This is a genomic window from Agrobacterium leguminum (assembly GCF_005144435.2).
In the GTDB taxonomy this organism is placed as follows: Bacteria; Pseudomonadota; Alphaproteobacteria; order Rhizobiales; family Rhizobiaceae; genus Agrobacterium; species Agrobacterium leguminum.
This window is the reverse complement of record NZ_CP120211.1, coordinates 2413597-2428054: the sequence shown is the minus strand read 5'-3', so window position 1 is coordinate 2428054 and position 14458 is coordinate 2413597. Positions and strand designations below refer to the sequence as shown.

Genomic DNA, 14458 nt, shown 5'->3' with positions numbered 1-14458 from the left:
GCCGGAGCCAGATTGCGTCAGAGCTCGATGATCTGGCCGTCCATGGCCGCGAAGGCGCCACTGAACTGGGCTTTCGCCTGTTTTTCGATATTGTCCAGTTCTTCGTCGCTGCGGCTCGGGGCGTGGTGGATGAAGCCGACATTTTTTGCGCCGGCGCGTTTGGCGAGGCGGATCGCCTGTTGCCAGGACGAGTGGCCATAGCCGCGATAAAGGCTCATTTCCTCATCGGTGAACATGGCGTCATAGAGGAAAAGGTCGACATCCCTGATCAGGTCGAGCACGGTTTCGTCCATATCGCCCGGCTCATGTTCGGTGTCGGTGATGATGGCGAGGGACTTTCCTTCCCAGTCCAGCCGATATCCGATGGCGTTGCCGGGATGGTTGAGCATTCCGGTTCTGATCGAAAGGCCGGGATGCACATCGAGCGCATCGCCCGGCATGAAGTCCCGCGTGTCGATTTTTGCGCAGCAGATTTCTAGCGGCACGGGGAACCACGGCGGGCTCATGAAGTCCTTGAGCATTTCCCGGGTGCTCATGGTGCCGGCGAGGTGTCCCGACCAGATGGCGACATCGTTGGAGCTGTTATAAAAGGGCTTGAAATAGGGGAAGCCGACAATGTGGTCGTAATGACAATGCGAGAAGAACAGGTTGACGTCGGTAATGCCTTCCGCCCGCAGGGCGAGGCCAGCGGGATGCAAGCCCGAACCCGCATCGAACAAAAGAACGTGATCGCCGCATCTCACCTCGATGCAGATGGTATTTCCGCCGTATTTTCGGAAGTTTTCACCTGAAACAGGAAGCGTTCCCCGCGCACCCCAGATCTTTACCCGAAAATTTCTATTACTTTCCCGACTTGCTGTGTCGGAATCGAACGCCATGACACACCCCAATAACAACGGAATCTTGCACGCTTTCCTCCCATGAAGCCCGTTGTCTCTATAGATTCTTATATCCGCTCGTTTCTGGCGGACGCCTTTACCCCTTATTCAGTCAGCATTTCATTTATATTGCAATAGTACGACATTTATTTTTCCAATATCGCCATTCAAGGTAGCAAGGAATTGTCGTTTATGTCCGGGCGCCTGCCCGCGCTTTGCTCAGTTCCGCCGTCGTCTGGGTAAGGCGTTCGGCCAGAACGCGCATGACCTTGATGGTGATGTCGGGGAAATCGGACATGAGCTTGAAGAACTGTTCCTTGCCGATGCGCAGGGCTTCCACATTGGTGGAGGCGCGAACGGTCGCGGTTCTGACGCTATCGCAGAGAATGGCGATTTCGCCGACAATGGCATTGCCGGTCATTTCGGCCACTTTCAGCGTGCCCGAAGGGGAATCGACCAGAACATCGACTTTTCCGGTCAAGACGACATAGGCCGCATCGCCGACATCTCCCTGATGAAACAGCACGTCGCCAGCATGATAGGACACCCGGTCGGATGCGAATGCCAGTAGTTTGAGCTTTGACGGTTCCATTTCCGAAAAAAACGGCACCCTTTTCAGCATCTGAATTTCGTCTTTAAACAGCATTGACTTACCCTGTTCTTGTTCCACCTCGGTCACCTTCTTGGATTTATGTTGCGACCATGTCCTTGAATGTACCGTTTTCCTCGGCGAGAGTCTCGTAACTTCCGTCGGCGGTGATCAGGCCCTGATGAACAACGATCACCCGCTCGAACATGCGGGAGAGCGTCGCATTCGACAGGACCCATATGATCGACGGGTTATTGTTGTTCTGTTTCAGGAGTGTGATGACCCGCTCGACAATTTCCTCCTGCTGTCGGGGATCGAGGCCGGGAAGAGGGCGGTTGAAGACGTAATAATCGGATTTGCGGATCAACGCCCGCGCGAGATTGAGCTTCTGGCGCTGGAGCGGGCCAAGCCGCTTGCCGCCGGCGCCGAGGTTGAAGTCCAGGCCCACCGCCAGCACGCGTTCATAGACACCCTGCTTGCGCATGACATCGGCCACGATGCGGGTGATGCGCCGCGAGGCGTCGGTGTAGCGATGGCTGACCTTGCCGAACAGGATGTTGTCCAGCAGGCTGGTGGCGCTCATATATTTGGTCGGATCGTAGATTTCGATCACGTTTTTCAGGCTGTCGGGCAGGTTCTCATGGAACATGTGTCGGACTTCGACGATCCGGTTCATGATCTCCGGCGATAGCAGACCGAAACGCTGGCGAGGCTCGATGTAGAAGAAGCTGAGCCGCAGCATTGCGCGCTTTTCGCTTTCATTAGCCTCGTCGAAACTCCGGCTCTGAAGACGTTGCAACATCTGCTGATACACCGGAATGTCGTCGGGCGTCATGAAGGTGAGCTGCTGGAAGAAGGGGTGGTCTCCCGGCAGGTCGGCGAAGATTTCCACGATGTTTTCGGCAATCGTGTAACCCATCTCGAACAGGGTTTTCACGAGGCCGGTTTCGCGCATCAGGGAGCGGAAATAGTCGCTTTCGATGACGGTTCGGATCGTCTGGGAAGAATCCCGCATGGTGCCGAACAGCAGGTTTTCGCCGACCGTCGCCTCGCTGTTATAGCTCTCCAGTTCAAAGGGCGCGATGAGGCCGCTCAGATTTTCCTTTTCCAGCTCCGCACGCAGCACATGCCGCAGTTCAACGATGCGTGCGGCGAGATGCAGGTCGGTCAAAGGGTCGATCGACGAACGCAGCGCAAACTCCAGAATATCCTGCGACAGTTCCACGCTGTCGAGGACGGCCAGAATGGCCTGGATGAGATTTTCCGGCCTGCCGTCGCCAGCCGGGCTCGAAGCGTAGTCGATCCATTCGCTGTTGATATCGATCAGCGGATTGCCCGCCATCTTGGCTTCGCGGATTTCCCACTTGCGATGTTCCAGCGCTGCCCCCTCATAGTCCCTGTCCGCGAGCGGGGCGTGTTTGAGGCCGTAAAGAAGATTGTCCTTCAGGCTGGCGTGGAAGAAATAGCTGTCCGAGGATACATAGGAAATGCGCCGCCCGGTCAGCGATTCCGGCAGTTCCAATATGTCGACGTCGTTGATGCTGATCTTGCCCGAGGTTGGCCAGAGTGTGCGGCCGATCGCATCCGCCAGCGCCTCGGCACCCGAACCGCCGACGATGGCGATCACCTCGCCCGGCTCGACCTTCAGCGACGCCTGTTCCAGAAGTCGGCTGCCGCTATCGTCTTCCAGTGTCAGATTGGCGACGACGATCGGGGCGCTGATCGCCGCGACAGCGCCGGGAGACAGTTTCTGCACCTTCTCGTCGATCATGTTCGGGGCATCGAACTGCTCGAAGACCTGCTCGTATTTCACCTGCACGTCCTGACGCGCCTGATCCCAGTCGATCAGTTCCTTCAGCGGTCCGGGCAGTTCCTTATAGGCATTGATGACGGCGACCAGCTGCCCGACATCGAGGCTGCCCTTCAGTGTGAGATAACCGCCGAGCGCATAAAAGAAGAAGGGAGTGAGCTGTGCGAGGAAGTTATTGATGAACTTGACCAGAAACTTCCACTGGTAGAGATCGTAGCGGATCTTGAAGATGTCGCCGAGCCGGTGCGAGGCATCCGCGCGCTCGTAATTGGACGTGTCATAGGCATGGATGGTGCCGATACCGTCAACCATTTCGCCGATGCGTCCGGCAAGCTGGCGGGCGCTGAGTTGCCGCTGGCGGCCAAGCTCGATGAGGCGGCGGCGCATTTTGGGAATGATGCCCACCTGTATGGCGGCCATGAAAGCCGCGATCAGGCCGAGCCAGAAATTCTGCACGAGAATGAAGAAGAGCGCGGAGAGCGCCTGGCCGCCGAGAAGGGCCGGCTGCACGAAGGCGTCGCCGGTAAAGCCGCCGAGCGGCTCCACCTCGTCCTTCACCATGCTGGAGATTTCCGCACCTTTGACCCGCTTGAAATGGGAGGGTGGGAACCGCAGGATCTTGTCGATGAGCTCGAAGCGGATGCGCCGCAGAAGCCGCTCGCCAAGGCGGCCCTTGTAGGTATTGATGTAATATTTGAAGAGCCCGTTGATGATGACAAGCGCAAGGAACGTCAGGCTGAGCGCCATCAGCATCGACATGCGGTTGAGCTCGAGCCCGGGGAATAATGTCACGGTGCCCCAGTAGGGAATATCGACCGTGAGATGCATGAAAAGCTGCGTCGCATTCGCCCCTTCGAAACCATCTCCCTGAATTGGGCCGTTGACGATCTGCTTGGGCAGATCGAAGGCGAGGAAATAGGGGATCATCGACAGGGCCACGATCAGCAGAATGAAAAGCTGCTGCCGCCTCGTGTGCGACCAGATATAACGCGTAAGGCTTTGTTCCATATAAAACTTCTATGACCTGTCGGGCGTGGCCCGGCGTGTTGGTTTGCGCGGTGTCTAGACGATCCGGTGGCCGGGTGGCGCAACCTCCTCCTGCAAATAGGTATGGGACTCGCTATTTATCAGTATATTCAAGCGGTTTCGAGCAAAATAGCGGCCCCGCCGGGACTTGCCCGCCATCCCGGTGTTCGTTTTTGCAACGTGCGGGCGGCAATGGATATAAATGCGACTATATTTTTAGACTTCTCTAATGTTGTTGTTTTTATTGTAGATCAGGCGGTAAGACGCTTCGATACAATGATCCCGTAATGGTTGAGCCAGACACTGGCGCAATGATGGCAAGGTCGATGGCGATAGATATTTCAGAGCGTACAGGCAGCGATCCGTCTCTTGATGCATTGTCGCTTTCCGGCATTGCCTCGAATGGGGCGGTTGCGCATCCGGTCTCTTTTGATGGGCTCACCGGGATTTTCCATCCGGCGCGCAAGGACGTCAGACAGCGCCATGCCGTTCTTTTCGTCAGCCCATGGGGCATGGAGGAGCTGTGCAGCCGCAAGTTTCAACGGGTACTGGCCGAGCGGCTGGCCGCTTGCGGTGTCGCCAGCCTGCGATTCGACTATCTGGGTGCGGGTGATGCCTTCGACCCTGATGATGTGGGCCGTGGAGCGGACTGGATTTCCGATGCGCGCGCGACGCTCAACTGTCTGAAGCGTCTTTCCGGCTGCGCTGAAGTGGTCGTTGTCGCTCAGGGCCTCGGCTGCCTGATTGCTGCACAGGCGTTTGCCGATGTGGCTGAAGTGGGTTCCATGGCGCTTCTGGCGCCTGTCGTTTCCGGCCGCGCCTATCTGCGCGAGCTGGCGATGTGGTCCTCCATGATCGACGATGGCCTCGGTCTTCGGCCCGCGCAACGGATGACGGAGGCGGGATCGATTGCCGGCATGGCCATGCCTGCCGGTGTTGCCGATGCGATCAGGAAGGCCAATCTTTCAAATCTGACCGCTGCTCCGGCGCGCACCATTCTGGCGCTTTCCCGGCCGGGCCGCGTAACCGATGCCGATTTCGCCAGGCATCTCGTTGCGATCGGCGGTGCGGTGGAGGAGGCGGAGTTTTCAGGTTACGACGATCTCGTCTCCAGCCCTACGCTTTCGAAAATATCCGACGATGTGGTCAACCGGCTGGTCGATTGGGTGCTCTCCCAGACCCATGCCGAGAGTCCGGCGATCTTCCAGGAGGATTTCACAGTCAATGCTCCGCAGCGTGGGCGCGGTTTTGTCGAGCAGCCGGTGCAATTTGGAGAAGGTGGGCGGCTTTTCGGTATTTTTTGCGGGCCTGACGACCGGGAGGTGGTTTCTTCGGTTCTTCTGCTTGGCGCCGCCTATGACCGGCATGCGGGCTGGGGCAGGCTTTCCGTACAGATGGCCCGTACATTGGCGCGCGAGGGGGTGGCATCGCTTCGCTTCGACGCGGCCAATATTGCCGACAGCCCTCCGGTAAAAAACGTGCCCGAGCAGGTTCTTTACGATGCCGCGCAGAATGACGACGTGGCTGCCGCACTCGATTTTCTCGGCAAGCGCGGCAAGGGGCCTTTCATTGCGGCGGGCCGGTGCAGCGGCGCTTATCTCGCCTTCAACGGCGCAATCGCCGATGAGCGGATCGGTGCTGTGGTCGCGGTCAATCCGGTCGTCTTCCATTGGCGCAAAGGCCGCTCGGTGGATGAGGCCCTGCATAAACGCCCGCGTTCCTTCGGGGAATACAGCCAGCGCTTTCGACAGGGCGCGACATTCAAACGTCTCATCAGCGGCGATGTCGATGTGGCAAGCGCGGGGCTGAATATCGTCAAGGCGACGATCAAGAGGCTTTCGACAAAAACGGCGAGGCTGTTCCGCAGGGGCAGCGAGGAAGGGCGTGCCGTCTATGGCGCGTTCGATAAATTGAAAGCGACTGATACCGCCGTTCATCTGCTCTACAGCGACAACGACGATGGTCTGGAACATTTCCAATATTACTTCGACGCCAATGGCAAAGGACTGGCTGCCTATAAGAACGTGTCGCTGACCATTATTCCCGATGCCGATCACAATCTTTCAACGCCGGAAGCCAGACAAATCTATATCGACGCGGTGAAGCGGCTGGCTCTCGCGCATTTGCGGTAAAAATGCTTGGCTGTCATACCCTAGAAGGAAAATCGCCGGCTGGAACCCAGTGACACGACCTCTCCGGAAGGAGGAACTTCCGTCGCCGGGGTCTCCGGCAGGAGGCTGATTTTTCTTGTTTCGCCGGGGCCGAGATGGAACCAGTTTTCCGAGGCGAAATAACCCTGCACCTCGACATGGACGGACTGCGCCAGCCGATCCGTGCCGATTTCAAGAGACCAGTTGCCGCTCGTTTCACCGATCGTGGCCTGAAGGTTTGCGGCGTGCAGCGCCTTTTTACGGCCGAGAGGGAAATGGAATGCGTCGGCGATGACGTGTCCTGTCGCAACGTCGCGAAGCCGGGCGACGGTTACATCATGGGATGGAGGGCCGAAACGATAGGCATAGGTCGTATCGAAAAAGGCGCCGAACAAATCTGTTGCGGCAATGGTCTGGCTCTGTCGCGGTGAAAGCGTGAGCGGTCGTTTGGCGTGGACGACGGGTTGCACACCTTCGCGCAGGCAGGTCAGTTCCAGCATGGCTTCGAGGCTGCCGCCGGTCTCGTTGACGAGGTGTATATCCAGCCCGTTCGTGCCCTCATCGGAAAAAGTAACCTGGATGGGGCGGAACGCCCTTTTCAACGCGTGCCAGACGGATTTGGGCCTGCCGGTCGCATCGATGACACCCCAGCCTGCGCCGGGAACGAGATCCTGCAGGGTCCAGATCAGAGCGCCCTGACAGGAGGAGCCGCTGCGCCGCCATTCGGCGAAAGTCGCCTCCATGACCTCGGCCGTGGCAGCCCGGGACATGTCGAGATAAAGGCCGCCGTCTTCCCGCCGCAGCAGGTCCGGTTCGATGTCGTAGAGCAGGTTCAGATAATGGTCGCGAACATCCTCGAAGTCCCAGGATGCCCCGCGATCGCGCGGTGCGCGTGCCTTCCATCGCGGATCGTGCACGGCCACGCCGGGTAGATATCTGTCCAGCGTTTCCTGTTCGGGAATATTGGCGAAGGCGAGGCACTCGGCGGCGAAGCGCAGATCGGCGCGGCGCGCATCTTCCAGCGGGCGGCAATAGGCGCCCACGCCGTAATAATGGCCGACCCCGACGTCGGGAAAGAAGGGCAATGCACCGCCGGAGGGGGAATTGGCGACATAGGCTGCGTCCGGGCGTTTTTCGGCAAGGAGTTCCGGCAGAACCTCCTCGGTGAGCGTTCCCTTCCATATCTGTTCCGGCAGACCGAGCATCGCGCCCTGCTGGTACATTTCACTGCCGCCGCAGAAGACGGTGAGCGATGGAGAAAGCGCGGTGGCCTCGAGGAACTGCGAGATTTCCGTGACGATATGCTGGCGCAGGCTCTCGTCCTTTGCCGGGTAATCGAAATTGGCGAGCATGGCGTCCTGCCAGACCATGATGCCGAGTTCGTCGCAGAGTGCGAAAAATTCCGGCGTCTCATAAGCCATGGTGCCGCCGATGCGGATCATGTTCATGCCGGCTTCCGCAGCTTTTCTAAGCCATGGCTCGTAGTCCGCCCCCGTTCCCGGCAGGCGCACAATATCGGCCGTCGTCCAGACCGCGCCGCGGCAGAAGACCGGCTGACCGTTCACCTTGAGGCCGAAACCATTACCGTCTTCGCCATGATCGATCTCGACCCGCCGGAAGCCGGTACGCCCCAGCCTATGTTGTTCGCCGTCCAGTTCCAAAAGCGTGTCGTGCAGCGCAGGCCTGCCATGGGTGTGCGGCCACCATGGTTCGACTTCGGGTATGTGGAGCTCGCCGGAAAACTTGCCGTTCTCATCCCTGGAAAGATCGGCGCTATAACCCGCGCAGCCAAGCCGTGCCGATTTTATGGGCCGCTTGGTTTCCAGCGCGATGGCGAGCGTTCCCGTTCCTGCCTCGTCCAGTGAAGATCGGAGCGTGCAAAGCACCGCTTCCTGTCTGATCAGACTGATGGGCCGCCATGGGCCGGCGGCGTGGATTTCCGGGCACCAGCCGGGCATGTAACCGAGTGCAGTGGTGCGGATCAGCCGCAGCCCCTGCGTATTCATCATCTGCGGCCGCCAGCGGGCGCGGGGACCGGTTTTTTCAAGTCTCGGCGCAAGCGCCCGGAAGCAGATGCAAAGCTCGTCCGCGCCCGTGAGTTCGACCGGCACTTCCAGCCTTTCGAACATGCTCTGGCTCGCGGCGATCAGCTCGCCGTTGAAGAAGATTTCGGCAATGGTGGAGAGACCGTCGAAGCGCAGGGTGGCGCGTTCGCGCGTATCGGAAATCATCGTCAGCCGATACCAGGCATCCCTGTCATTGAGAGGCGCCGGGGCAAGGCGGTCGAATGTTCCAGCCGCTTCCAGAGCCTGCGCCACGGTGCCGGGAACGGAGACGTGAAGGCTTTCAAGCGATGCGGGAATATCGGACGGCGTCTCACAGGCATCGGCGGGCGTCAGCGTCAGCGTCCAGCCTTCGCTCAGCAATTCCTCGCTTTCGCCGGGAAGATAAGTCCTCACGCGGCCTCGCTGGCATCAGTGAGTTTAGTCGAAAGCGCTTCCATCATGCCATCCCACGCATCCGCTGCTGGATCGAGCACGGTGGCCAGTGCATCAAATTTGCGGCGGGTGACGGCGCGGGCGAGCTGGAACTGCACGGTCTTGGCAACCTCGGAAATCTTGAGCGCGTGGTCTCTTGCTTCAGAAAAACCATCCGCGTCCAGCCATTCGAAGTGACTTGCCGCCAGTTCGAAATTGGCGCCGAGCTGGCGCAGCGTGTTGAAGGCATATTTGTGGAAAAAACCGAAGGGTCGGTCGGCGACCTTTTCCACCTGCGCCGGAAAAACGCCGGCAAAAGCGCGGACAGGGTTGGCGGAGGGCCGTCTGGAAAAATGAAATTTCAGGAGCCGTTCGGCCGTCTTGCGAATATGTGCGGGCGACGGGCTGCTATCCGCGAATTTTGCAAATTCGGTATAGGGCAGGAAAGGCGGGTCGGTCTCGGCCAGATGATGCTGGAACAGGCCGTCAAAATCTTCGCCTGAAAGGTGGAAGAAGCCGGCGTTATGGAAATAGTCGAGTTCGCGCTTCGCGAGGTCGAGCCGATTGATGGCGATGGTGGTCTTGCCATGTTCCTTCCGGTAGCCCACCCCATGGGTATCCGGCATATAGAAGCTGTCCATCTCGATCAGGCAGATGCGGCCGCGTGCGAGCTGCGCCTCGATGTGGCTTTCCACGCTGTCGAAGATCGCAAGTTCGGTGGCGCGAACGCCATAAAGCGCCTCAAGGTCTTCCAGCGGCACCTTGAAGAAGGTGAACTGGTCGCCTTCGAAATCCTGCGTGAGCGTGAAACCGAACATGGCTTCCGGCGGCAGTCCTTTCGAGGCCAGCACCTCGATCCATAAATCGATGTAGCAATTGGTCTCCGGCCACATTCTCTCGGAGGAATGGAGCGGATGCTGCACATAGTTTTTGGGATCGAGACCGGGAAAAATCTGCCGCATGAATGATCAGCCCCAGAGCGTTTCCACGACCTTCGCAGGCCATTTCTTCACGTCGAGACCGTGATGTGCAAACAGCGCCAGCGCGATGCGCTCAAGGCCGAAACCGACGCAGGCGGTATGTGCGACATCGCCATTGTCGAGGTTGAGGCCCCATTTCTGGCCGAAGGCATCCTGATGGTAGTTGAAGCTCATGCAGGCCGTCGGGCTGGTCGTGGATGTGACCGGGATCAAGAGTTCGAATTTCAGGTTCTGGTCGCGCTGGTTGTTGGCGAGCATCTTGCCGGCGCGGCCAAAGAAGGGATCGTTGGCGACATCGATGGTGACGTCGAGCCCGACCGCTTTCATCATCTCCACGCCGCGATCCATCCAGGTTTGGCGGAATTCGGTGACGTCGGACTCGGTGCCCATGCAAACATATTCGCGCATGCGGAAAAGCTGCTGGCGGGCCGGGTCCTTGGAAGGTTCATGGCGGAAGCAATAGGACTGGATGTCATAAAGACCGCCGCCGGCAGGTAGCGCGCCGCGCTTGGCAATCGTCGGATAAAGCGGGTAGCAGGCCGCCGGCGTCAGCACGATGTCTGTCGCTTTCTGGTCTTTGGTCCAGTCGCCGCCCTCATCCATGGTTTTCAGCAGGCTGACATGGTCGAGCTCACAGCCGCAGAAGGAATGGACCGTGCCGGCGAGCTGCGGGAAGCTCTTCATATAACCGCTCTTTTCGAAATAGGCGCGGTTGATGCCGGGCGGAAAGCGGATCGCTTCGGCGCCGTCAGCGCCGCCCGTGCGGTCGATCAGCCGCTCGAAGGCGGCAATGACATCCTCGAACTGGCCGCTGCGTCCATAAAGACCGTCCACACCGGTTTCAATCAGCAGGCCTTCTTCGAACAGTCGATCGAGAAACGAGGTTTGCATGTCCATGGTCTTATCCCAAGAGGCTGGTGTCCTGCTTGTGAACCAGCAGGAGATTGGCGGAATTGCCGAGAATGCGGTCGTTGGAAATCATCAGACGGGCGGAGTGCGCGTCGCGCAGGTGCCGGCCGAGGCTGTAGGGCGTGCCGTTCTTGTAGCCCATGATGCCGCAGACCAGCATGGCGTGGTCGATGATCTCGAGAATGGTTTCGGAAGAGCAGATCTTCACATTGTTCATGGCGACGGCAAAAGCCATGGACATCAGTTTTTCGGGGTCGCTCTTGGTGTCCTCGTAAGCCTTGATGCCGGCGATGATGTTGGATTTCACGACCTGCAGCTTGGTGGAGACCTCGGCAAGACGGATCGCGCCGGGAGGAGCGGTGCCGGGCGACTTGCGCGCCGCGGCTCTGACGAAAGACTGGGCGCGCAGCACGGCATCCGAGGCTATGCCGTACCAGACGGCACTCCACAGGAGATGCGAGCTTGCAAGCATGGATTGTGCGGCGATTTCCGCAAAGGGTTTCGGGAATATCTGCGCCGCCGGCGCTTCGCCACGGAACAGGAAGCCATCCGAACAGGTGCCGCGCATGCCGAGCGTATCCCACACATGGGTCTTTTCGAGCGTGTACTGGTTTTTCAGAAAGACCGTCATCACCTGATCGGCGGGCGCGGCATCCTTGTGGGCGCGCGAGGTGATGAGGATCGCATCGGCATTGCTGCCATAGGAAATGACGGTGGCGTCTTTTTCCAGCCGGCAGAAATCGCCTTCGACCTCGATTGCACAGATGGAGTTGCGCAGATTGCCGCCAATGCCGCCTTCGGTGGTGGCGGAGCCGAGCAGAAGCTGTTCGCTGGCGATGCGGCTCATGAAGCCGGCATGCCATGCGCTCGTCTCGCCGTGTTCCACCAGGCTGGATGCCTTGATATGGTGCATGGCGAAAATCATCGCGGTTGCCGAACAGGCCTGACCGAGCCGGGCGCAGATATCGGCGATTTCCTGTAAGGAAGCGCTTTCGCCGCCCAGCGAAGAGGGGACCTGGATGCCGAGCAGGCGTTCCTGTCGCAAGGCGTCGACGGCTTCCTGTGGGAAACGGCCGGTGACATCCACCTCATCCGCGTGTTTGGCGGCGATTGCTGCGACACGGCCTGCGCGCGCGGACAGCGTTTCATCCTGCGGCGCTACGGTGACGTTCATCAGGCTGCCTCTTTACCATCCAGAATGAGCTTAACGGTGTCTTCAATGGCCCTGATGCTCGCAAATGACTTGCGGTTCAGCAGATTGTCGGGGAATTCGATATCGAATGCTTCTTCGATGCCGAGCATCAATTGCACGGATGCAAAGGAAGAAAGGCCTGCCGCATAAAGATCGGCTTCATCTGCAATCGTATCGACTGGAGTTGGAAGCTGGCCGAATTTGGCCAGTATTTCACGAATAGTCGCGTTCATTCCGACGTATCTCCCATGAATTTCACATCAGGATGGTTTGTGCTTATCGTTACGTTGCAAACGATAATATTCGCCTAAACCGTTAGGTTAATTACAACTAACGGCAGCATGCGCCATTCCCGCACCTTTGCCAAGCATGGATCGTCGGCCTTGACAAATGCCGGTCGGTGTTTTTTGCTGTGGCCATTCACCAGGGGTGTCCCGTCAAGGGGCTGAGATTCTGCTTTCATGCGCAGTGACCCGTTGAACCTGATCCAGTTCATACTGGCGTAGGGACGGTGCAAAGACCGAAGGTCGGGCGGGCGTATGACGTCGCGTTTCGGCAATTCGGTATTTTCCATCATTCCGGCTCGAACTGGGTCTCCACTGTCAAACTTTGGAGCCTCAAGATGAATATCGCTGCCAAGAATATCCCGCTTGTCGTCACCACCGGGCCGCATGCCGCCTCTACCAAAATCCACAAAGCCGGGATTTTACATCCCCATATCCGCGTCCCGATGCGCGAGATCGCCGTTCATCCGACGGCGGGCGAACCGCCGGTGACGGTTTACGATTCCTCCGGTCCCTACACCGATCCTTCGCATCCCGTTCTGATTGAAAAGGGTCTGCCGCGTCTGCGTCATGACTGGATCGTGGCGCGGGGCGATGTCGAGGCCTATGACGGCCGGCACGTCAAGCCGGAGGATAACGGCTTTGCCACCGGCGAACGCCTGACGCCAGAATTTTCCGTGCGCCACCAGCCGCTCAGAGCCACGGCCGGTAAAGCCGTGACCCAGCTTGCCTATGCGCGGGCCGGTATCATAACGCCGGAAATGGAATTCATCGCCATCCGCGAAAATCTCGGGCGCGAGGCGGCCAGGGAAAAGCTGGCGCGTGACGGCGAGAGTTTCGGGGCGCATATCCCTGACTACGTCACGGCGGAATTCGTGCGTCAGGAAGTGGCGTCGGGCCGCGCTATCATCCCTGCCAATATCAATCATTCGGAACTCGAGCCGATGATCATCGGCCGCAATTTTCTCGTCAAGATCAATGCCAATATCGGTAATTCCGCCGTTACCTCCTCCATGGCGGAAGAGGTGGAGAAGATGGTCTGGGCGATCCGCTGGGGTGCGGATACCGTCATGGACCTGTCTACCGGCCGCAACATCCACAATATCCGCGAATGGATCATCCGCAATTCGCCGGTGCCGATCGGCACGGTGCCGCTTTATCAGGCGCTTGAGAAGGTCAACGGCATTGCCGAAGACCTGAACTGGGAAGTGTTCCGCGATACGCTGATCGAACAGGCGGAGCAGGGTGTGGATTACTTCACCATCCATGCCGGCGTGCGGCTGCATTACATCCCGCTCACCGTCAACCGCGTCACCGGCATCGTCTCGCGCGGCGGGTCGATCATGGCCAAGTGGTGTCTGCATCACCACAAGGAAAGCTTCCTCTATGAGCATTTCGACGAGATTTGCGACATTTGCCGCGCTTACGACGTCTCCTTCTCGCTGGGCGATGGCTTGCGTCCCGGCTCTATTGCCGACGCCAATGACGCCGCACAATTCGCGGAGCTGGAGACGCTCGGCGAGTTGACGCAGATCGCCTGGGCGAAGGATTGCCAGGTGATGATCGAAGGCCCCGGCCATGTGCCGATGCACAAGATCAAGGAGAATATGGACAAGCAGTTGAAGACCTGCGGTGAGGCGCCCTTCTATACGCTCGGGCCGCTCACCACCGATATTGCGCCGGGTTACGACCACATCACCTCCGGCATCGGTGCGGCGATGATCGGCTGGTTCGGCACCGCGATGCTCTGCTACGTCACGCCGAAGGAACATCTCGGCCTGCCGGATCGCAACGACGTGAAGGTCGGCGTCATCACCTACAAGATCGCTGCCCACGCCGCCGATCTCGCCAAGGGCCATCCGGCGGCACAGGTGCGGGACGATGCGCTGTCGCGCGCGCGGTTCGAGTTCCGCTGGGAGGATCAGTTCAACCTGTCGCTGGACCCGGATACGGCGCGCTCCTTCCATGATGAGACCTTGCCGAAGGAAGCGCACAAGGTCGCGCATTTCTGCTCCATGTGCGGGCCGAAATTCTGCTCGATGCGGATTTCCCACGATATCCGCGCGGAGGCGCAGAAGGAGGGACTGGAGGCCATGGCCGCACGCTTCAAGGAAGGCGGTGAGCTTTACATGCCGCTCGCGACGCCTGCGGATGCCGAATAGC

General features: G+C 59.0%; 11 protein-coding genes and 1 riboswitch. Of the genes, 3 read left to right on the top strand and 8 right to left on the bottom strand.

Annotated elements, in window-relative coordinates; genetic code table 11:
* Positions 1 to 17: 17 nt before the first annotated feature.
* The 3 genes from CFBP4996_RS11710 to CFBP4996_RS11700 all read right to left on the bottom strand — a co-directional run bounded on the left by CFBP4996_RS11710 (position 18) and on the right by CFBP4996_RS11700 (position 4285).
* Positions 18 to 719, bottom strand: coding sequence for an MBL fold metallo-hydrolase (locus tag CFBP4996_RS11710; protein WP_233283549.1), 702 nt, complete (start codon positions 717 to 719; stop codon positions 18 to 20).
* Between the two features lie 349 nt (positions 720 to 1068).
* Positions 1069 to 1524 carry a cyclic nucleotide-binding domain-containing protein gene (locus CFBP4996_RS11705; protein ID WP_003521299.1) on the bottom strand — a complete coding sequence of 152 codons (456 nt, stop codon included), beginning with the start codon at positions 1522 to 1524 and terminating at the stop codon, positions 1069 to 1071.
* 43 nt (positions 1525 to 1567) lie between these two features.
* The gene (locus tag CFBP4996_RS11700) at positions 1568 to 4285 is read right to left on the bottom strand and encodes an ABC transporter ATP-binding protein (RefSeq protein ID WP_080853058.1); all 2718 of its coding nucleotides are present in this window, start codon (positions 4283 to 4285) and stop codon (positions 1568 to 1570) included.
* Between the two features lie 102 nt (positions 4286 to 4387).
* Here CFBP4996_RS11700 and CFBP4996_RS11695 point away from each other — a divergent pair, with 102 nt between their 5' ends.
* On the top strand, positions 4388 to 4591 hold the full coding sequence (locus CFBP4996_RS11695) for a hypothetical protein (RefSeq protein ID WP_080853059.1): 204 nt from the start codon (positions 4388 to 4390) through the stop codon (positions 4589 to 4591).
* Between the two features lie 38 nt (positions 4592 to 4629).
* Positions 4630 to 6435, top strand: coding sequence for a serine aminopeptidase domain-containing protein (locus CFBP4996_RS11690; RefSeq protein ID WP_170988550.1), 1806 nt, complete (start codon positions 4630 to 4632; stop codon positions 6433 to 6435).
* A 20-nt stretch (positions 6436 to 6455) separates the two neighbouring features.
* Here the strand turns inward: CFBP4996_RS11690 and CFBP4996_RS11685 are convergent, their stop codons facing one another.
* Genes CFBP4996_RS11685 through CFBP4996_RS11665 form a run of 5 tightly spaced genes read right to left on the bottom strand, consistent with a single transcriptional unit; the run spans position 6456 to position 12244 of the window.
* Entirely contained in the window at positions 6456 to 8912 is a 2457-nt protein-coding gene (locus CFBP4996_RS11685) for a beta-mannosidase (protein ID WP_080853061.1), read from the bottom strand.
* A complete protein-coding gene (locus CFBP4996_RS11680; protein WP_080853062.1) occupies positions 8909 to 9892 on the bottom strand; it encodes a DUF1839 family protein in 984 nt (327 codons plus the stop codon). The genes CFBP4996_RS11685 and CFBP4996_RS11680 overlap by 4 nt, the downstream gene beginning before the upstream one ends.
* 6 nt (positions 9893 to 9898) lie before the next feature.
* On the bottom strand, positions 9899 to 10807 hold the full coding sequence (locus CFBP4996_RS11675; RefSeq protein ID WP_003504856.1) for an amino acid--[acyl-carrier-protein] ligase: 909 nt from the start codon (positions 10805 to 10807) through the stop codon (positions 9899 to 9901).
* Between the two features lie 4 nt (positions 10808 to 10811).
* A complete protein-coding gene (locus CFBP4996_RS11670) occupies positions 10812 to 11993 on the bottom strand; it encodes an acyl-CoA dehydrogenase family protein (protein WP_059759982.1) in 1182 nt (393 codons plus the stop codon).
* Positions 11993 to 12244: an acyl carrier protein gene (locus tag CFBP4996_RS11665; RefSeq protein ID WP_003521307.1), complete on the bottom strand. Its 252-nt coding sequence runs from the start codon at positions 12242 to 12244 to the stop codon at positions 11993 to 11995. The genes CFBP4996_RS11670 and CFBP4996_RS11665 overlap by 1 nt, the downstream gene beginning before the upstream one ends.
* Positions 12245 to 12426: 182 nt before the next feature.
* Positions 12427 to 12538, top strand: a riboswitch (TPP riboswitch).
* A 95-nt stretch (positions 12539 to 12633) separates the two neighbouring features.
* Here CFBP4996_RS11665 and thiC point away from each other — a divergent pair.
* Positions 12634 to 14457: a phosphomethylpyrimidine synthase ThiC gene (thiC, locus tag CFBP4996_RS11660; RefSeq protein WP_080853063.1), complete on the top strand. Its 1824-nt coding sequence runs from the start codon at positions 12634 to 12636 to the stop codon at positions 14455 to 14457.
* The last annotated feature ends 1 nt before the right edge of the window (position 14458 follow it).